This window comes from Bartonella sp. AP20NXHL (genome assembly GCF_042196165.1).
Classification (GTDB): Bacteria; Pseudomonadota; Alphaproteobacteria; order Rhizobiales; family Rhizobiaceae; genus Bartonella.
Genome location: NZ_JBHIPV010000001.1, coordinates 25327 through 46106 on the forward strand (window position 1 = coordinate 25327; position 20780 = coordinate 46106).

Genomic DNA, 20780 nt, shown 5'->3' on the forward strand with positions numbered 1-20780 from the left:
CTTACTCTTTTACTTTACAAAGACAAAACCCCATTTTCTACAGAACCAATCACCTGAAAAACTATGTTTTCGAAACGCTCTCATTATCCTAAGTTATTCAACATAACTTTTCATTATTTTTCCTACAAGAAAGCATCCTTCCCAATCATCCGTAACTTCAGCTAATATTTTGATTGATTCCTCAAAGTTTATTTAACCTATTATCCCTCTTTATAAATTCATTACATAATTACAAATTGCTCCATGCAACTTATCATCTTTAAAATTCCGTGCTGCCCATCTTATGATATCAAACCCTCGATATATAATATTTATATATTTTAAGCTACACCTTTACTTCAATCAATATCGCAAATACACAATACTCTCTGTCGCACATTTGCAAAGTACGAACATCCCCCCAAGCACCATCATCAATTACTAAAATAAAGAAAAACTCTACAAATAAGATAAATAAAGTAAAAAATGAAAAGCAATTATTGCCTTAGCTCTAGCTCTTATGCTTATTTATTTTCAACAATACACAATAATAGTGAAATCAGAAAAAATATTCTTGAAGGGCGCTGATTGCACGTTGGTTATTTTTATATCTTTAAACACCGTCCTCCTTAAAAATATAATTCCACTCTTGATTTACCGAAAATTCCTTAATGCATGTCACTTTCAAAGTAGTTTTGGCTGCCTTCTTATGGATTTTTTATCCCTATGTCTTTTTAAATGAATAGCCACACCTATCCACACTACCACCTAAAAACAGTATGACAACTCATCAATACCACAATGCCGATAAAAAGACCCATCTTTATTAAAATGATTACATAAAGAATGCTCTCATTAAATTTCTCATAATTTTCTGAAAACAAACTGCTTCTCTTATAAGAAATCACTAGACACTTCTTCATGCATAAAAAGAAAGTCTCTCTCACTATTATTATACAGAAATTTATCAACAAATTCTATCATAATATCAATATGTTCAGTACTAAATACTAACATAACATCGCACAAACTTTTTCCCTCATTGAGAAAAGCCATTTCCTCAATTCTACCTTTTTCGTATATCTTCTACATTTATTATAGTACCAACGCAAAAAGGGAAAGATAAGACTCTATCTTTCCCTTTTAATACTTATAAAACCACAACTATAATTCAATGAAATCCTGTTGATTTCTAGAGAGTGTTACAGATTACTCTGCTGCCTCCAGCATAGGAATGACTGAAACATAGGAACGATTACCCGCTTTGCGTTGAAAAGAAACCTTTCCATTTGATAATGCAAAAAGCGTATGATCTTTTCCAATACCAACATTGTTACCAGGATGCCAACGTGTACCACGCTGGCGAATAATAATATTTCCGGCAATAACGGTTTCACCACCAAATTTTTTAACGCCTAGACGTTTCGATTCTGAATCACGACCATTACGCGAGGAACCACCAGCTTTTTTATGTGCCATAGACGCTCTCCTTTAATCTTTCTTACTCTTTGTTGCTACAGACGCTTTCTTCTGCGGCGCAGTCTTTTTTTCAACCGTTTTTTTAGCCGTCTTCTCAACAGAAGCAGCAGCTTTTGTTTCTTGTGGTGTAGTTGCTTCTATCGGTTTTGCAGCAACTTTTTTAGGTTTTGAACCACCCATTAAAATTTCTAAAACACGAAGCCTCGTAAATTCTTGACGATGGCCACGCGTGCGTTTAGAATTTTGACGACGGCGCTTCTTAAATGCGATAACCTTGCGCCCACGTGCCTGTTCTAAAATCTCAGCTGTCACCAATGCATCAGCAACGACAGGGGTACCAATAACCGCATTACCTTCTTGCCCAACCATTAATATGTCATTGAATTCAACAACATCACCCGCATTTCCACTAACTTTTTCAACTTTTACCACTTGATTAGCAACAATGCGGTATTGCTTACCACCAGTTTTAATGACTGCGAACATTTTTTATCCTTCCGTTCACTCCAGCTCTTATTTAATTTCTGCCTTGAAATAAGGGAAAATAGGCTGCTTTTTATCAGTCGTAATAAATCTCAAAGAAGGATAAAACCTTCTTCAACACAAATATGCGCAGATTTCCCCACGCTTATATTTTGTATATATGAAGGAATTTCTATTCTCTGTCAATAAAGTCCCATAAAAAAGAAAAAAAGGTTGTACCAAAAACAATTGAAGGTTATCTACCCCTTATACACTCAAATAGTGCCGATTTTTGTTTCACTTTATTATGGAGAGATGGCTGAGTGGTTGAAAGCACCGCACTCGAAATGCGGCATAGGGGCAACTCTATCGGGGGTTCAAATCCCTCTCTCTCCGCCATTAATTTATAAAACGATATTATTAAAATGTCTTCAATCGTAGCTTGCCGGTTGTAGCTTGTCAGCAGATTTTGTATAATTTGACACTAGATTTTGTACCAATTTATTTTTTTCGAAGGATTTTAAGGGGGGCTCAAAGAGTCTTCAAAGACCTCTCAAAGGTCTTTATCGTTTTTGCGAATAAATTCTCCTTTTTACAATTTTTGCACTTTTTTGATTTTCTGTTACATAAATCTAGTTCAGATAATAAGAGAACGCATAGTAAAATTAAAGAATTATCTCATATTTCTCTCTCATTCTACTTTTGCTTAGTTAGTGCAAAACCTACTGTCAAATTATATTTATTTTGCACGTCTTGCTTGAATATGTGCTAGCAACCCTAATGTTGAACTATCGCGATTATCCGCTTTACTTTCTCCACGAAGAATTGGTAGTAACTCATTTGCTAATTCTTTACCAAGTTCAACCCCCCATTGATCAAATGAATTAATATTCATTAAAATCCCTTCAACAAAAGTACGATGTTCATAAAGTGCAATAAGACGACCGAGTGCAAAAGGTGTTAATAAATCTTGAACCAACGTAATGCTGGGACGGTTTCCTTTAAAACTTCTATGAAGTGCTAAATGATCTGCCTCACCCTCACCAACTCCATTTTTTATCAAGATATGCCGAGCATCTTCAATACTACGCCCCTTCATCAATGCTTTTGATTGTGCTAAACCGTTTGCTAGCAACATCTCATACATAGAATGTAAATTTTTCTCATGCCCTTTTATAAATAAAATAAATTCTACAGGAATAATATCTGTTCCTTGATGCAGAAGCTGAAAAAAAGCATGTTGACTATTTGTTCCTGAATCCCCCCAAACAATTGGACCACTTGAAAAACTTAATGGTTTTCCATCCAGCGAAACTTGCTTACCATTTGATTCCATATCAAGCTGTTGTAAATAAGCTGGAAAATGTATTAAACGCTGTGCATAAGGAATGATCGAACGTGATGAATAACCACAAATAACACGATGCCAAAATCCTAAAAGAGCAAAACGAATAGGAATATTTTTATGCAAAGGCATAGTTTTAAAATGTTGGTCCATTTGCAAAGCACCGTTGAGAAATTTGCGAAAATTTCCACCACCTATTGCAAACATAACAACAAGTCCAATGGCTGACCAAATTGAATAACGTCCTCCAACCCAATTCCAAAATTTAAAAACGCTTGTGGAATCTATGCCAAATTCTGCCACTTTATCAAGCGCACTTGAAACAGCAACAAAATGCGTACAAACGGCTTTTTCTCCTAAATGTGAACAAATCCACTGACGTGCAACTTGAGCATTTACCATTGTTTCAGCCGTTGTAAAAGTTTTAGAAGCAATGACAAACAGCGTTGTTGCTGGATTCAAAATAGAGAGAGTATCAGAAATATGGGCACTGTCAGCATTCGAAACAAAATGACACTGTGGACCATCATGATAAGGTTTTAAAGCGTATGTGACCATTGCAGGACCAAGATCAGAACCACCAATACCAATATTGACAATATCACTTATTCTCTCGCCACTGCTTCCCTTATAGCTTCCATCACGCACCTTTTCAGAAAATCTTTCCATATCTTCAAGGACGTCTTGAATATCGCGAATAAGATTATGACCGTCCAACATGAAAATTTCATCAGCAGGTAAACGTAATGCAATATGAAGAACTGAGCGTTTTTCAGTTGTATTAATCGCCTTACCAGAAAACATTGCATCACGCCGGCCTAACACATCTGCTGCGACCGCTAAATCATCTAGAAGTTGCAATGTTTTAAATGTCACACCACATTTTGAAAAATCGAAAAGAAGATCATCAAGTCTGAGGGAAAAATGGGAAAAACGCTGTTCATCTTCTACAAAATGCCGACGAATATCATAGACCCCATCCTTTGCGGCATGGTTTCTTAAAGCTTTTAATGTGGCTTCAAAAGCCATTTCATTTCGAATCGAAAAGCTATCTCCCATAAGCTTATCCTATACGGTTATTGATAATGAAATCTATGCCCAAACAATAACAAAGCAGAAAGCATCTCCTTTATTGCTCGCTATTTTCACTGCTCACATAAAAATGAAGGAATATACAAAATATAAAGGATAAGATCCGAAAATGATATTTTTACAAGAATAAACTTTCAAATCTTTTCTATCATATACATCATTTAACTTGATTGAGTTCTTTTGTTAAACGTAAATCTTCTTCTGCTTTTGGTCTTATAAAACGCCCTAAAAAAAGATAAACAACCGGTGTAACATAAAGCGTAAAAATAGTTGCTAAACCTAAGCCACCAACGATAACCCAACCTAAAGCTATACGAGCTTCTGCGCCAGCACCTTTGGCTAAAACCAAAGGAATACCTCCTAAAATGGCACAAATCATTGTCATACAAACTGGACGAAGGCGAATGTTTGCTGCTTCTTCTACGGCTTCACGCACGCTTCTTCCCTGATCACGTAATTGATCTGCAAATTCAACAATGAGAATACCATTTTTTGCCATAACACCAATTAACAAAATTAATCCAATTTGGCTGTAAATATTAAGACTCACACCACTTAATAGCATAGCAATTACAGCACAACCAATCCCTAATGGGACAGTGGCCATGATAATGAATCCTGAAATAAAACTTTCAAACTGAGCAGCCAAAATCAATAAAATAATCAAAAAGGCAATGCCAAAAACAATCATAAAATTGGAAGATGTTTCATTAAGCGTTTCGGCTTCCCCTAAGGGAACCAAGTAGGTTCCTTTTGATAACAAAGGAGAAGCAATTTTCTGTACAGTTTGGTAAGCTTCCCCTAAAGCGATATCTGGAGCAAGATTTGCGCTTAAAACAACAGCATTCATGCGTTTTTCCCGTTTTAATTGAGGAGCAATAGCTTTTTCATGTAAACGCGCAATAACCGATAAAGGAACATATCGATTGTCTTTGGTTTTTAAAAAAATATTTTCTAAATCGCTAGGACTCTTCATAGAATTTGTACGCGATATCAATTTAACATCGTAAGAATGATCATCCACGTTAATGGAACCAATCTTTTTACCATCCAACATTGTTTGTAATGTATCGCCCAAATTGGCGATATCAATCCCTAAATCGGAGGCTTTTTTTCGATTGATTTCAATAAAAAATTGCGGTTGTGTTGCATCAACAGTAAGGCGTGGGCGAATAAAACGCGGATCATCTTGTAAAGCACTCACCAGCTTATCAGCAATGGGTTGTAATGTTGCATAATCATTGCCAAGAATTGCAAATTGCAACCCTTGCCCAGTTCCTCTCACACCCAAAGAATTTCCCTGCGCAGCAAATACAAAAACTGCGGGAAACTGTTTAACCTTTGCATTAATATCTTTCACGATTTCTTGCTGACTACGTAAACGTTTATCCCAAGATGAAAGCAATAAAATCAAAAAAGCAGTATTGGGTGAACCGCCAGCACCCGCGATAGAGTAACTGTTAGCAATCTCCCCTGCATCACGTAATGGCTGTAGACTTGCTTCAATTTGCTCTATTTGCTCGTTCAAATATTGTGTTGAAATACCTTGTGGTCCATTAATAACCAAAAAGATCACAGCTCTGTCTTCTGCTGGCGTTAATTCCTGTTGTAGCTTCGTATAGCCTCCAACACAAAGACCCCCAAAAATAAGTGAAGCAAAAACAACAGCCCAAGGCTTTTCTAAACACTTATGCAAACTGTAAGTATATGCCTTATGAAAAAAAGTACCTAATTTATATAAAAAAGCAAAATGATGGGACTCTTCCTCTTTATCCTCAATATGTTCTTTGAGAAAACGTGAAGCCAACATGGGACAAAGCGTTAAGGCAACAACTGAAGAAAGCAAAATAGAAATTGCCAAAACAAAACCGAATTCTCTAAAAAGCCCTCCAACTTGCCCAGGAAGAAAGGAAATAGGAACAAACACAGCCACTAATGTCAGTGTTGTTGCTAAAACAGCAAAAAATACTTCACGTGTTCCTATCACCGCTGCTGCTCTGGAACCTAATCCCATGTTGCGCCACCGAACAATATTCTCAAGAACAACAATGGCATCATCCACAACAAGCCCTGTTGCTAAAACAAGTCCTAAAAATGTGAGAATATTCAATGAAAACCCTACAAGATAAATAGCCGCAATGGTACCAATCAAAGCGACAGGAAGAGATACAGCAGGTATCAGCGTTACACGAATGTCTCTGAGAAAAAGAAAAATGACCAAGATAACGCTCAAAATAGCAATGACCAACGCAACTTCAACCTCATGAAGAGCGCTTTTAATAAAAATTGCATCGTCATTAATAACGTCTATATGTACAGAAGAAGGAACAATACTTTTGAGATTATCAACAACGGCTCTCACACCTTCAGAAATATTAAGAGTGTTGGATTGTGCTTTACGCACGATACCTAATCCAATACCTGTCTTTCCATTGATACGAAGAATAACTGTTTCTATATCCGGCGATAAAGTAACATGCGCAACATCACCAAGATGCACATGAGGCTTTAAAACAACTTGTTCAAAAGATTCTGGTGTTGTTAAACGTGCAGTAGCACGTACAACTAAAGTTTGCTTAGAATTGCGTAATGACCCTACTGGCACATCTGTTGTCATATCAGCAAGAACACGTGAAATATCTGCTACAGTTAATCCATAACTTGCAAGTTTTGCTTGATCTATATCAATCTGAAAAATCTTTGTGCGAGCACTATCGACCTGTACATCACCAACACCATCAACAGCAGAAATTGCATCAACAATCTGATCGTTTACAATCGTGGTTAAATCATCAACACTCATTGTTGGTGACGTCACAACCAAATACATCATGGCAGCAGCATTCGAATCTGCTTTAATAATCAAAGGCGAATCCGCATCTTTCGGTAAAGAATAGGTAATACGGGAGAGAGCATCACGAATATCAGATGCCGCAACATTCAAATCAACACCAACATTAAAATTAATCTGTACACGGGAGCGCCCAAAAGAAGACGTTGAAGAAATCGTCTTAACACCTGAAACACGAGAAACGGCATCTTCTATAACTTTTGTAACTTCACGATCAATTGTTTCTGCCGACGCACCAGAAAACACCGTCACAACCGTCGTTACCGGAGTATCAACATCGGGTAATTCTCTTACATCAACATTTAACCATGCTGCAAATCCTGCAATGATGATCATAGCATTTAAAACAAAAGTAAAAACCGGTCTGCGAATAAATAAGGTAATGAGACCACCTTGCTCCACCTTTGACGTAGGCTGTTTTGTGCTCAATTCTTGGCTCATTGTATATCCGTTCCGTAAACTGCTGGTAATTGCTGTTGATGAGACTTTGGATCATCAATCGTTACTTTACTTCCTGGATAAAGCATTTGCACCCCTTGAATGACAACTTGATCACCATTTTCTAGGGGTGCTTTTACGAAAACTTGATCTGCTTTATGCTGAATAATTGATACGGGTATAGCCTCTACTTTCCCTTCTCTCACACGCCAAACGAATGACCCTTTACTATTCCATTGAACTGCAAGAGGATTAACGACAGGAAAAGAACCACCATGAAATTGCAAGGCAACAGAAAAGGACATACCAGACATGAGCGTATCTTTTTCATTATTGATTTCAACCTGAACATGAAGTGTGCGACTTTCTGGATCAACGATATTATCAATCGCATAAATATGACCAACAAAAGATCTATCTGGCTGCGCGACTAACGTTGCCGTTACCTCATCTCCTTTATGGATGCGCGACACATATCGTTCAGGGGCCCATATATCGACCAAAATACGTTCTCTATTCTCAATACGGCCTATTACAGTATTAAGGGTCACGTTATTCCCCGCATCAACGGGCAAAATACCAACAACTCCAGGAATCGGTGCTCGAATTGTTCGCCGATCGAGATCTAATTCAGCATTACGCAAAACTAAATTTGCGTTATCCAACTCTAAGCGTGCCATAATTTCTTGAACTTCCGTTGCTGTATTGCTGGCGCGTAATTTAAGAATGCGCGAAAGCGTTAACGCATTGTTATCACGTTGCACTTTTGCTTTTGCAGCCGCTATTTCTTCTTTTTTAGAATCAAGCTTTGCAATCACATCATCGGCTTGTACTTTTGTACCTGCTGACACAAAAAGCTTATCAATAACACCTGAGGATAAAGGGGTAAGCTCAACTTCTGCAAGAGCTTTTCCACTCCCTAAAACGTTAAGTTGTTCATAAAAATCTTGAATTTTTACAAGATCAACGACAACATTTACCGGTGGCCTTCCCATTTTTCCATTTGAAGTTTTATCTGATACTTTTGTTTTATCCACCATAGAAATGGGTTGTTCTGCACTCTTTTTTCCAGCCCAATAAGTAACCGTTAAAACAACGATTAAAAACACTAATGGAAAGCTCTTTTTTAATAACGCCATACATCCGCCCTTGCTGTGTCATGTTTATCTGAAATAGTTTTCAACAGTAATATCGGCGTTTTACACAAAAACCCAACAGCGGGTGTGTGTGTCTTACCCCCACCGCAAAAAACAGATCTCATCTCTGCTTGATTATCTTTCATCTATAAAAACGTCAAGTTAACTATCGTTCATATTGCTTTGTATGGTCACAACAAAAAAATGTTCATATCAAAACCAACTGAAGCCATAATATTTTTAAAATATCTCATAAAAAAGAGAGATTTTTTTATTACTATCCAAGTTTCACTTGCATTTCTTTAATGAAACGATTAGGAACCCTTTGTCTTAGACAATGTAAAAAATTGAAATATATGCACCCGTAGCTCAGCTGGATAGAGCACCAGACTACGAATCTGGGGGTCAGGAGTTCGAATCTCTTCGGGTGCGCCATCATCAATAATATCTTCTTATAAAGCAGGCTTTTTAAATTCTTTATTTTGTGATTTATTTTTACCTATCTTTGTTTTTTTGTTATTTCATTCTGTTGTGAGTCGTTTTTTTAGCCATTTTGCTAGAATAAGATGTTATGAGTCCTTCAATTCAGCCCTAAGGGCTTTTTATTAGCTAATAATCGTAGCGATTGCATGAGTAGCGTGTATTGTTATTTTCTTTTTTCAATCTATGCGCTTGTTTTTGGTCTCTTCCGGATTATACTCTCTAATCAGTTAGGTAATTTTTTACGTTCTTATTTCTAACTGTTCCATAACTGGATGTTGCTGGATATTTTATTCCTAGCAGTCCCATCTTAAGAGTGACTTCAAATGTGCCGCCATAAATTCCGGGTTACCACCATGTGAAACTTTTTCAGTGTGTTATTGGAAAGAATAAATAAACTACTTCTCAAACGTACCACTATAAAACACTTATGGTATCCATTAATATCATCAGCATTTTGTTGCAAACCACAGCTTCTTTCTGCAATATTTTTAATTGAATTAAACGTATTTTTACTGCTTAAAAGCAAAGTGATTCTTTTTCCTAAAAAACAATAAAACTCTTCTTGTGCTTCTTTAGCATTATCTCTTGCATGGCATATCATCGACTTCTATGATATCTTAATATTTTCTGTTCTCTATGAATTTTTCTAATTAACCCATGGGGTACAGATCTCGAATATTAATAAAAGATAAATTTAAAGAATTTTTCCATGCCTAAAACTGATATTGAAATTGCTCGCACTGCTAAAAAGCAACATATTGTTGAAATTGCACAAAAAATTGGTATCTCACATGAAAATCTCATTCCCTATGGCCATGATAAAGCTAAAATTTCTTCTGAATACATAAAATCGCTTAATAAAAATCCAGACGGTAAACTTATCCTTGTCACAGCTATCAATCCCACACCTGCCGGAGAAGGCAAAACAACAACAACAGTTGGACTAAGTGATGCTCTTAATCTTATTGGTAAAAAAACAATAGCTACCTTGAGAGAACCGTCTTTAGGTCCCTGTTTTGGTGTAAAAGGTGGTGCTGCTGGTGGTGGTTATGCGCAAGTCATTCCAATGGATGACCTTAATTTACATTTTACCGGTGATTTTCATGCTATTACAGCTGCTCATAATCTTCTTGCCGCAATGATAGATAATCATCTTTATTGGGGAAATACTCTAAACATTGATCCACGTCGCATTGTTTGGAAACGCGTTCTTGATATGAATGACCGTGCATTGCGCGATATTGTCATTTCATTGGGGGGCATAACAAATGGTTTTCCACGTCAAGCAGGTTTTGATATTACTGTTGCATCAGAAATTATGGCGCTTCTTTGTCTCTCTGAAAATTTAGAAAACCTTACACAAAGACTCAAAAAAATTATTGTTGCTTATCGTTATGATAAAACGCCCATCACCGTTGCTGATCTCAATGCGGAAGGTGCAATGGCAGTTCTTCTCAAAGATGCTATACAACCCAATCTCGTACAGACAATTGAAAATAATCCTGTTCTCGTTCATGGAGGACCTTTTGCCAACATTGCTCATGGTTGCAATTCAGTTATAGCAACAAAAACTGCTTTAAAACTTGCGGATTATGTTGTCACAGAAGCAGGGTTTGGAGCAGATCTTGGAGCAGAAAAGTTCTTCAATATCAAATGTAGGCAAGCAGGTATTGTACCAAATGCTACAGTGATCGTCGCAACTATTCGTGCATTAAAAATGAACGGTGGTCTGGATAAAAATAACCTGACAGAAGAAAATATTACCGCTTTAGAAAAAGGAGCTGCCAATCTTTTACGACACATAAAAAATATGAAGCACTACGGTATTCCTTGTGTTGTGGCTATCAATCATTTTGACAGCGATAGCGATGCTGAAATAAAAACATTACAAAAAATAGTTGCAACAACTGGACACAAAGCTATTATCTGTAAGCATTGGGAACAAGGTGGAAAAGGCGCTATAGAACTTGCACAAGAACTCGTTACCTTGATTGAAAAGCACGATTCTGATTTTAAAGTTCTCTATCAAGATGATATTCCACTCGTTCAAAAAATTAATTGTATTATAACAAAGCTATACGGTGGACGTGGCGCCATCATCTCAGCCCCTATTCTCAAACAACTTGAATCTTGGGAAAAAGAGGGGTTTGGCGTCTACCCTATTTGTATGGCAAAAACACCTTATTCTTTTTCTTCTGATCCCAAGCAATACGGCGCTCCTGTTGATTTTGAAATTCCCATACGAGAAGTTCGTCTCTGTGCGGGAGCCGGTTTTATTGTTGTCATTTGTGGAGATGTTATGACCATGCCGGGACTACCCCATTATCCCGCGGCTGAAAAAATTCATCTTGACGAAAATGATCAAATACAAGGACTTTCATAAATTTATAACCGTAAATTCTATCATTCATTATAAAAAGCGTTTTATTGTAAAAAAAATAGAATTTTAAAAAGCGATATAGACAAATGTCTTATTTATATGATATAAGTGCTTGTCCTTTTGGATATGCCTTTAAAAGGACGTAGGTTTTTTCCTATCATTTATGACACTGAAAAAAGCAGGATAGATAGTGCAAGTACTCGTTCGTGATAATAATGTTGACCAAGCGCTCCGTGCGTTGAAAAAAAAGATGCAGCGTGAAGGTATCTTCCGTGAAATGAAAATGCGTAGTTATTATGAGAAGCCATCTGAGAAGCGTGCTCGTGAAAAAGCTGAAGCTATTCGTCGTACACGTAAGCTTGCTCGTAAGCGTGCACAAAGAGAAGGTTTTGTTAGTAACGGACGAACTGTTGCGGTAAAGTAATATACTTTATGATATTATATAACTGCATAACCAATAGGTAATAAGCTACTAGAAAATTTTTCTTCATAGGCGATTGCAATAAATTGCTTGTGTGTAGGTTTTTGTGTACAATGTTATCTAATATGTTAGTTATTTGAAAATAATAAGATTTCTATCATAAAGGTGGTTTTTATTTCACTCTTATATTTTAAAAATAGATAACAAACTACACTTTAGATATTTAAGCGACTTTTTCCTATGTGAATTGAGTGTGAGGTGTTTTATTATCACTTTTCACTATAATTTTCTCCTTCTGGATATCTCTTACATCACTGCTTCTTATGTACAAATTTCATGATGAACTTCTTTTTTGTCATTAAATATTCTACATCTTTCGATCATCCTAGATCTGATTACAAAACAAAAATAACTATCGCAATATGCGATTGTGTGTAAAATATAATATCAAATTCATAATCCTCTTTCCCTTCAGTTATGTAACGAAACGATATAATTCCATAACTTTTTATATCTCTTGATTCTGTCTCTCTAAAGGATGACGAATTTCAACCACTGAACTATAAATTCTTTTTTCTTGATAAATTTCTTCTATTCATCACTTATGTAATTACCCTCATAATTGTATCGAATAAGCCCTTCTATTTCTTTCAACTTTCGTCTATACTGAGTTAGAGAAAAAGAAATTTGACAATAAACAGAGAAAACACTGTATTTTAAGATGGATGAATGTGCCTTTTATTACCATTGTTGATGGAAATATTTTTACAATTTAAATAACGAGTTAAAGTTTTTAACGCAGTGGTTTGTTATTATAAGTAATTGTTTTTCATATTAATTAATAATTCTGAATAACGTACAGTTTCTCAATGCCTTCTCATATTGAATCAATCAAGATTATCTTCTTGTACATCATAAGCGGGATTCGTATGCAAATAGAATAAAAGCTATTTAAGAAAAAACAAAAATGCTTCTTATGAACACCATAAATAATAGGAACTGCATAACATTGAAAGCTGGTGAATAGAACGATGGAGCCAGCTTATCTACCATACGGATAAGCATTATCATGGCATAAGATTAGAGTGTAGCAAATTTTATAAATGAATTATCACGAAAAAGTGTCCTGTTTAAATTAGCCCTTCATATATCAATCTACTCTATAATGTCGCTCATATTTTTACGCTTAAATGTTTTATTTATCGTATTATTTTGTTCATTCAAAACTTCTTTTCAAGCCACACAATAAATCCCTTTCTGAACAGCTCTTTGTTCATAGTATGCATACATGCACTTTTACTTCGAGAAACAAACTCAGAAAAGAGATGCAATACTTTAGCCCTAATTTCCTGTACAAAAACTGCTAAGGCTCCAGTAATACTTTACTGTTTTATCACGCGTACAGCTACATAAAAATCCAATGTTTATTTATATCTATCCCCTCATAAACAAGATACGCACTAAGAAATACAAGCTTTTGTTTTCCTTATTTTGATATTTTTGTAGCAATTTTCTCATCGTTTAGATCTCTTTAACGAGCAGTGTGTCATACTTTTTATCAGTTTCCAGTCTTATCTTTCAGATTTTAAATTTCCAATATATGATGAAATAAAGGAGTTCGGTGTGCAAAATTCTCGTTGGTTTCGCGTTTCAATACTCGCATCATGTATCTTAATAGCAACAGTCATTGTATTAGGTTCACCTCATTTGTTGCATGCACAAACATTTAATCAAAATTTAGGGCCCAGTGGTTTACCACTTCCGCGATTTGCTTCGATTAAACCCACCAGCGTTAATGTACGCGTCGGACCAGGAAGCAACTATTCTATCATTTTTACCTACAAAAAGAAGGGATTACCTATTGAAATCATTCAAGAATATGATCAATGGCGCAAAATTCGTGATGCAGAAGGCGATGAGGGATGGGTGTATCAATCACTTTTATCGGGAAAGCGAACTGCTATAACTATTCCATGGCAAAAAGATAAAACTAAAAGACTGATGCTACGAAAAAACCCCACCGACAACGCAGAACTTGTGGCAGAAGTAGAACCTAATGTCATTGGTAATATCCGCCAATGTGATGGACAATGGTGCGAACTAAATATTAATAATACGCGCGGATGGCTTCAACAACCACAGTTATGGGGAATCTATCCTGATGAAAAAGTAAAAGGCTGGTGAATACTCAAACTCAATAAGTTTAATTTTATTCCTTATTGAATATCCTCACTGCCTATCACAAGATCGATTTTTTGGTTTCAATCGCACGATTAAATCAACATGTGAAATTTCCATACCTTCTGGTGGCTTAGGCAAATTTCTAATAATGGGAGATTCTTCCAAATTGTAAGGAATATCAAGAATACGATTTTCACCTTCTATATAAAAATGGTAGTGATCAGAGGTATTGGTATCAAACCAAGTTTTTGAGCCCTCTACGGCAATAATCCGTAATAATCCCGCTTCCGTAAATTGATGAAGCGTATTATAAACCGTTGCTAAAGATACAGGTACACCTGCCCTCACCGCTTCCTCATAGAGCTCTTCAGCAGTAATATGACGATTTCCTTGAGAAAAAATCATATGTGCAAGTTCCAACCGCTGACGTGTTGGACGCAGACCATTTTGACGCAAACGTTTTTCTAACATAGAAATGGAATAATATTGCACCATTTTTCCACACTCTTTTGTGCACTGTTGCTCTTCATTCATATCTAAATTGTCTGCACTCACTGACATATTACAAACCCAAATACATTCCTGCTAAATAAGATCAAAATACAAAAAAATGGGAATAGTATGGTGTAATCTTGTATTCCATTTTTAAATAATTACCTATGTAGAATACATAAAAAAAGGCTTTTGTCATTAAAAATGATATAAAATCATTTCCCTCTCTTTAAAATTTGCTCTAAAAGTAGGTTGGGAAAAGCGCAGAAATTAAAGATATATGCAAATAAATGGAGTAACAATGGCTGAACAAAAGTCTCGCTACACATATGAAGAGCTTCTAAGCTGCGCTCGCGGCGAAATGTTTGGTAGAGGTAATGCGCAATTGCCAGCACCGCCAATGTTGATGATTCATCGAATCACTCAAATTAGTGAAACTGATGGTAAATACGATAAAGGAATGGTTCGCGCCGAATTTGACATTACACCAGACATGTGGTTCTTTAATTGTCACTTTATAGGCGATCCCGTCATGCCAGGATGTCTCGGACTGGATGGTATGTGGCAATTAACAGGTTTTTTTCTTGGTTGGCTAGGCGAACCAGGAAAAGGAAGAGCAATATCAACAGGTGAAGTAAAGTTATCAGGGATGGTAACTCCACAAACCAAAATTCTTGAATATGAAATAGATTTTAAGCGTATTCGACGTGGAAATTTAGTCTTAGGAATAGCTGATGGGTGGCTAAAAGCAGATGGAGAGACTATTTATAAGGCGAATGATTTACGCGTTGCTTTATTCAAAGAAGATTGAACGTTATTTCCGTCAGAAAGAACTTTTCACTATTCTGTATGGAACGAGGAGGTATGAATGCGTCGAGTTGTTGTAACCGGAATGGGAATTGTCTCCGCGATTGGAAATAACCCTAGAGATGTTTTAACCAGTTTACGTGAAGCAAAATCCGGAATTTCTTACGCACCTCAATATGCCGAATTAGGCTTTCGTAGCAGAGTTTATGGCAAACCCGATATTAATATAGAAGAACTCGTAGATCGACGTGCTCTACGTTTTCATGGGCGTGGAACAGCATGGAATCACATCGCCATGGATCAGGCGATTGCTGATGCGGGTCTAGAACCGCATGAAGTATCGAACGAACACACGGGTATTATTATGGGTTCTGGAGGTGCTTCAACACATTCAATCGTAGAAGCTGCTGACATTACACGCCAAAAAGGCCCAAAACGTGTTGGACCTTTTGTTGTCCCTAAAGCGATGAGTTCTACAGCATCTGCAACATTAGCAACTTTCTTTAAAATAAAGGGAATCAATTATTCAATCTCTTCAGCTTGTGCTACCTCCAATCATTGTATTGGTAATGCTTACGAAATGATTCAATATGGTAAACAAAAGCGCATCTTTGCCGGTGGCTGCGAAGATTTGGATTGGACACTATCTGTTTTATTCGATGCCATGGGCGCTATGTCCAGCAGATATAATGACATTCCTCACAAAGCTTCACGTGCTTATGATGTTAATCGTGATGGTTTTGTCATTGCTGGAGGGGCTGGCGTTTTAGTCCTTGAAGATTTAGAACTTGCTAAAGCACGTGGTGCAAAAATCTACGGAGAAATCGTTGGATACGGTGCGACATCCGATGGACATGATATGGTTGCCCCATCAGGAGAGGGAGCGGAGCGGTGCATGCGCATGGCTCTTGCAACAGTCAATAATAAAATTGATTATATCAATCCCCATGCGACAGCAACTCCTGTTGGTGATCCTCCTGAGATAGAAGCTATCCGTCGTGTCTTTGGAGCAGGTGATCAATGCCCCCCCATTTCTGCTACCAAGTCTCTAACAGGACATTCCTTGGGAGCAGCAGGTGTTCACGAAGCAATCTATACATTGTTAATGATGAATCATAATTTTATTTGTGAAAGTGCCCATATTGAAGAACTTGATCCAGCTTTTGCTGATATGCCAATCGTTCGTGAACGACGTGATCATCAACAACTGAATACCGTATTGTCGAATACTTTTGGCTTTGGCGGTACCAATGCAACGCTTGTTTTCCAACGTTATGTATAAACAAAAGCTCTTAGTAATTGAAAAAAGTACGGTCTTACGGAGAATAATATGAAAGGTTTGATGGAGGGCAAACGCGGCCTTATTATGGGAATTGCGAATGACCATTCAATTGCTTGGGGCATTGCCTGTCAGCTCGCACAAGCAGGAGCGGAATTAGCGTTGACTTATCAAGGAAATGCTTTTGGAAAACGTGTTCATCCCCTAGCAGATAAACTTGGGTGCAAATTAGTGCTAGAGTGTGACGTTGAAAAAAGTGAAAATATTGATTACGTCTTTGAGCAACTTGAAAAAGAATGGAAAACAATTGATTTTATTGTCCATGCCATTGGTTTTTCAGATAAAACTCAGCTAAAAGGGCGTTACGTTGATGTTACAACACGTGAAAACTTTCAACGCACGATGGTTATTTCAGCTTATTCCTTTACTGAAATTGCCCAGCGCGCGGGTAAGCTTATGCCCAATGGAGGAACACTTTTAACTCTTACCTACGGTGCTTCACAGCAAGTTGTGCCTAATTATAACATCATGGGTGTTGCTAAAGCAGCTTTAGAAGCTATGGTACGTTATTTAGCAGCGGACTTTGGTCCTCAAAATATCCGTGTCAATGCGATTTCCGCTGGTCCTGTTAGAACTTTAGCAGGTAATGGTATTGCAGCTGCGCGGGCAATATTTTCACATCAACGCCGTAATGCCCCATTACGGCGTACCGTAAATATTCATGAAATTGGAAAATCTGCTCTTTATCTACTCTCTGACTTATCATCAGGTGTTACAGGTGAAATCCATTATGTTGATTCAGGCTATAACATCATGTCTATGCCAATACTTGAAGAACTGAAAAAAAGTGACGATTCCCAAGAAGAATAAAATTTATTTCATTGCACTAAAAAAGAAAATAAATCATGTCCATAGTGCTTTAATCGGGTATTGAGTACTTTCTCAGCTATATAATAGTGTATTGACTTATAATAATATGACGTAAGGCATATGTGCAAATGTTTGTAAGAATAAGTCAATACAAAACCAGATGTACGATGCCTTGTTTCGCAAAATATTTTATAAAAAGCCGGAGTATTTCTTCAATCCATGGTTGATAAAGTGTGTATTTTATGACGTTATTTACCTTACTAAAGCATACGCTTTTGTCGTTGCTTATAAATCAATATCCAGCCCTCATGCTACCGTAGTTTGAAACAGAGATTAGAGAATTATTAAAATCCTTAGTTTCAGCTTTTGTGTAGCAAATTGAAAAAAATATTCCTACCGTTTGATTTATTCTTGAAACGCAAATACAATCTAATTTAGGACGAATATGAAGGCGTAAAGAAATCAATCATTAATCTTACTATTATTCTTTAATGAGGCTTTACGATTTTAAAAGCATGTACATCAATGTTTTTTTAATAATGGAGGTTACGCTTTACCTCACACCTTTATTTTTCTTGTTCTTTAATGAAAGCATTTCTCTGATGTGTCAAGTAAAATAGAACACCCAAAAACACTATAGCTGTTTCTCCTTCATGCATTTTTTAAAGATATCTCTCAATGCACGCCATTCCATTTCACAATGGTACCTGTAGAACGTATAAAAAATCCCTGTGAAGTACATAAAATCCTTTTTTTACCACCATTTTAATGTTTATACAGATGACAAACCGACACCGTCATTTTACTTGCCATGTTCTAATATTGAAACAACCCTTGACACTTGAGATGATTCATTAGAAGTATCTTTAATAATTTTTATCCACATACTAACCCGCTTGTGACAAGCAAACACATATTTTTAATTAACTCAATACAAAAATAAAATGAATTATTTATATAAATCAATTTTTTATCTTTATAATCACATTATTTTTCAGTGTAAATGACAGCCACAAACAAGTACAATAATATTTTTTTCAACCTTAGACTTTCAAAGTTATAATTCCAAAAATCATTTCTTGCATATAAAAAACAGAATTGACATGTGAGAAAATAAAAGACTTAAATATTTCTACTGAACAGCTTCAAGTGCTTAGAGCTGTCTCAACATTGGGGGGTGTAATGATGCTCGGCTTCCTCCTTCATAAACGTAAAGATGGGGATGTGCACAATGGCTTTATCGTTACACTATTCACGGTTACCGTCGCGAAGTGGACTTGGAAGTTTTAAGAGAGGTCTCTTTAAAACAAGCGCGTGAATATACAACAGCTATCGTGTTTTTTTGGGCGTTCTATTTTACCTGACACATCAGAGAAATGCTTTCATTAAAAAATGAGAAAATAAAGGTGTGAGATAATCTCCATTATTTAAAAGATATTGCTTTAGATAGCGTAAAACTGAATTTAAAAATGATTGTAGAAATGGGAACTGGTTTTCATCTTTAAAATTTCATCTTCTTCCCAAAACAGATTGTCTTCTTGTTTTAAAGAATTACAAAAACAGAGATACATAATATCCCTGCCCCGATATTCTTAACTTATACGTTACATAAATAAGATGCTTCTACCTAATGAGTCTTGTATTATTCTGTTTGCAAACATCATTGTGAGATGAATTTAAGAGACAATAAAAATATCTTGTTCATTACATTACATAAACATGTGTAAGTGGAAACGATAATTTATCTTCAAAGAGATAGCTCTTAGATAAAAGCAAAAACTTTTATATTTCAGCCATGTTTCATAAAGAATCGAATGATATGAATCTATAATTTGCTGGAATATGACTACCTTATACAACCATCAATAAAATCTATTTTATATGTCTATCATAGCATGTTTCTATTTTTTACGATTTGAATTATTAAAAAACAGGATATCATTGTATTTCGTCCTTGAGGGCGCGGCTTAGTAATGTATTTGCCGCTTCAGTTATGTTTTTACCACAATAGAGAATTTGATAAATTTGTTCTACAATGGGCATTTCTACCCCAATACGCTGCGCCAACGTATGTACTTCCTTGGTATTTAAGTATCCTTCCACAACCTGACCAATTTGTTTTTCCGCTTCTTTTATATCTATTCCTTTACCAAGAAGTATTCCAAAACGACGATTACGTGACTGATTATCAGTACATGTCAAAACCAGATCACCTAAGCCTGTCATTCCCATAAATGTGGAAAGCTCAGCACCCATAGCCCCCCCTAAACGACTGATTTCAGCTAGTCCTCGTGTGATAAGAGCTATTCGTGCATTTGCCCCAAAACCTATGCCATCTGATATTCCTGCACCAATAGCAATAACATTTTTGACTGCTCCCCCTAATTGAACACCAATCATATCTGAACTTTTATAAACTCTAAAACTTTTGTCACAATAAAAAAGTTGCTGCAATTCTTTACCAAACTCAACATCAGAAGCTGCTATCGTCATTGCAGTAGGCCAACCAATAGCTAGTTCTTGAGCAAAAGTTGGTCCAGAAAAAACAGCTAAAGGAATTTTTTCACCTAAAATCTCACGAGCAACCTCTTGTAAAAAACGTCCAGTACCATGTTCTAAACCTTTTGTAGCCCAAATAACACGTGAATGCTGATCTAAATAAGGCTGAATATTACACAAAACTTGATGAAATACATGGCTTGGAACTGCGATTAATATATTGTGACTCGCCGTTATTGCAGTTTCAAGCGAAGCTTCAAGTAATAAATTGTCAGGAAATCGAATATCGGGTAAATATACTTGATTACAACGTTGTTCCTGTAATTCTTTGATATGTTGAGGACTATATCCCCAAAGTAAAACATTATGACCATTACGGGCAAGAGCTATCGCTAATGCAGTACCAAAAGAACCAGCACCAATAACTGTCATTGCAACGGTTTTCATTAAGTTTTCTGATTATTCTCTAAATTTTTGATTTCAATTGCATATTATTATTACAAATAACTTTAATGCTATCTTTAATATAAATTCTGTAAATCTAAAAACATTACTGCTTCGTGTTTTTTTATCTCACACAACATAA

At 36.2% G+C, this 20780-nt stretch carries 13 protein-coding genes and 2 tRNA genes; 8 read left to right on the forward strand and 7 right to left on the reverse strand.

What is annotated here, in order from left to right:
- Window positions 1–1188 precede the first annotated feature (1188 nt).
- Together rpmA and rplU are read right to left on the reverse strand one after the other, a co-directional pair.
- Entirely contained in the window at window positions 1189–1458 is a 270-nt protein-coding gene (rpmA, locus tag ACFILL_RS00085; protein ID WP_100130483.1) for a 50S ribosomal protein L27, read from the reverse strand.
- A 12-nt stretch (window positions 1459–1470) separates the two neighbouring features.
- Entirely contained in the window at window positions 1471–1944 is a 474-nt protein-coding gene (rplU, locus tag ACFILL_RS00090) for a 50S ribosomal protein L21 (RefSeq protein ID WP_375642976.1), read from the reverse strand.
- Between the two features lie 285 nt (window positions 1945–2229).
- On the opposite strand from rplU, the gene ACFILL_RS00095 reads away from it, so the two are divergent.
- Window positions 2230–2319, forward strand: a tRNA-Ser gene (locus ACFILL_RS00095).
- A gap of 340 nt (window positions 2320–2659) precedes the next feature.
- Here the strand turns inward: ACFILL_RS00095 and pgi are convergent.
- The 3 genes from pgi to ACFILL_RS00110 form a co-directional block, all read right to left on the reverse strand.
- Window positions 2660–4324 carry a glucose-6-phosphate isomerase gene (gene pgi, locus ACFILL_RS00100; protein ID WP_273790288.1) on the reverse strand — a complete coding sequence of 555 codons (1665 nt, stop codon included), beginning with the start codon at window positions 4322–4324 and terminating at the stop codon, window positions 2660–2662.
- A 190-nt stretch (window positions 4325–4514) separates the two neighbouring features.
- Window positions 4515–7649: an efflux RND transporter permease subunit gene (locus tag ACFILL_RS00105; RefSeq protein ID WP_273790287.1), complete on the reverse strand. Its 3135-nt coding sequence runs from the start codon at window positions 7647–7649 to the stop codon at window positions 4515–4517.
- Window positions 7646–8785, reverse strand: a complete 1140-nt coding sequence (locus ACFILL_RS00110; protein ID WP_375642977.1) for an efflux RND transporter periplasmic adaptor subunit — start codon at window positions 8783–8785, stop codon at window positions 7646–7648. Before ACFILL_RS00110 ends, ACFILL_RS00105 begins: the two co-directional genes overlap by 4 nt.
- Before the next feature lie 355 nt (window positions 8786–9140).
- On the opposite strand from ACFILL_RS00110, the gene ACFILL_RS00115 reads away from it, so the two are divergent.
- The 4 genes from ACFILL_RS00115 to ACFILL_RS00130 all read left to right on the forward strand — a co-directional run bounded on the left by ACFILL_RS00115 (window position 9141) and on the right by ACFILL_RS00130 (window position 14250).
- A tRNA-Arg gene (locus tag ACFILL_RS00115) sits at window positions 9141–9217 on the forward strand.
- Between the two features lie 757 nt (window positions 9218–9974).
- Window positions 9975–11648, forward strand: coding sequence for a formate--tetrahydrofolate ligase (locus ACFILL_RS00120; RefSeq protein ID WP_375642979.1), 1674 nt, complete (start codon window positions 9975–9977; stop codon window positions 11646–11648).
- A gap of 187 nt (window positions 11649–11835) precedes the next feature.
- Window positions 11836–12069 carry a 30S ribosomal protein S21 gene (gene rpsU / locus ACFILL_RS00125; RefSeq protein ID WP_012754552.1) on the forward strand — a complete coding sequence of 78 codons (234 nt, stop codon included), beginning with the start codon at window positions 11836–11838 and terminating at the stop codon, window positions 12067–12069.
- 1620 nt (window positions 12070–13689) lie between these two features.
- A complete protein-coding gene (locus ACFILL_RS00130) occupies window positions 13690–14250 on the forward strand; it encodes an SH3 domain-containing protein (protein WP_026500127.1) in 561 nt (186 codons plus the stop codon).
- A 45-nt stretch (window positions 14251–14295) separates the two neighbouring features.
- Here ACFILL_RS00130 and irrA read toward each other — a convergent pair whose 3' ends face one another.
- A complete protein-coding gene (gene irrA / locus ACFILL_RS00135) occupies window positions 14296–14808 on the reverse strand; it encodes an iron response transcriptional regulator IrrA (protein ID WP_273790284.1) in 513 nt (170 codons plus the stop codon).
- A gap of 232 nt (window positions 14809–15040) precedes the next feature.
- Between irrA and fabA the strand changes: the two genes are divergently transcribed.
- From fabA to fabI, 3 genes are read left to right on the forward strand one after another with little or no spacing between them, the layout of a single operon-like run.
- Window positions 15041–15550 carry a 3-hydroxyacyl-[acyl-carrier-protein] dehydratase FabA gene (gene fabA / locus ACFILL_RS00140; RefSeq protein ID WP_273722474.1) on the forward strand — a complete coding sequence of 170 codons (510 nt, stop codon included), beginning with the start codon at window positions 15041–15043 and terminating at the stop codon, window positions 15548–15550.
- A gap of 57 nt (window positions 15551–15607) precedes the next feature.
- On the forward strand, window positions 15608–16828 hold the full coding sequence (gene fabB / locus ACFILL_RS00145; protein WP_375630494.1) for a beta-ketoacyl-ACP synthase I: 1221 nt from the start codon (window positions 15608–15610) through the stop codon (window positions 16826–16828).
- A gap of 48 nt (window positions 16829–16876) precedes the next feature.
- Window positions 16877–17695, forward strand: coding sequence for an enoyl-ACP reductase FabI (gene fabI / locus ACFILL_RS00150; protein ID WP_273790282.1), 819 nt, complete (start codon window positions 16877–16879; stop codon window positions 17693–17695).
- A 1938-nt stretch (window positions 17696–19633) separates the two neighbouring features.
- Here fabI and gpsA read toward each other — a convergent pair.
- Complete coding sequence (gene gpsA / locus ACFILL_RS00155) at window positions 19634–20641, reverse strand: NAD(P)H-dependent glycerol-3-phosphate dehydrogenase (RefSeq protein ID WP_375630496.1); 1008 nt, start codon at window positions 20639–20641, stop codon at window positions 19634–19636.
- Window positions 20642–20780: the final 139 nt, after the last annotated feature.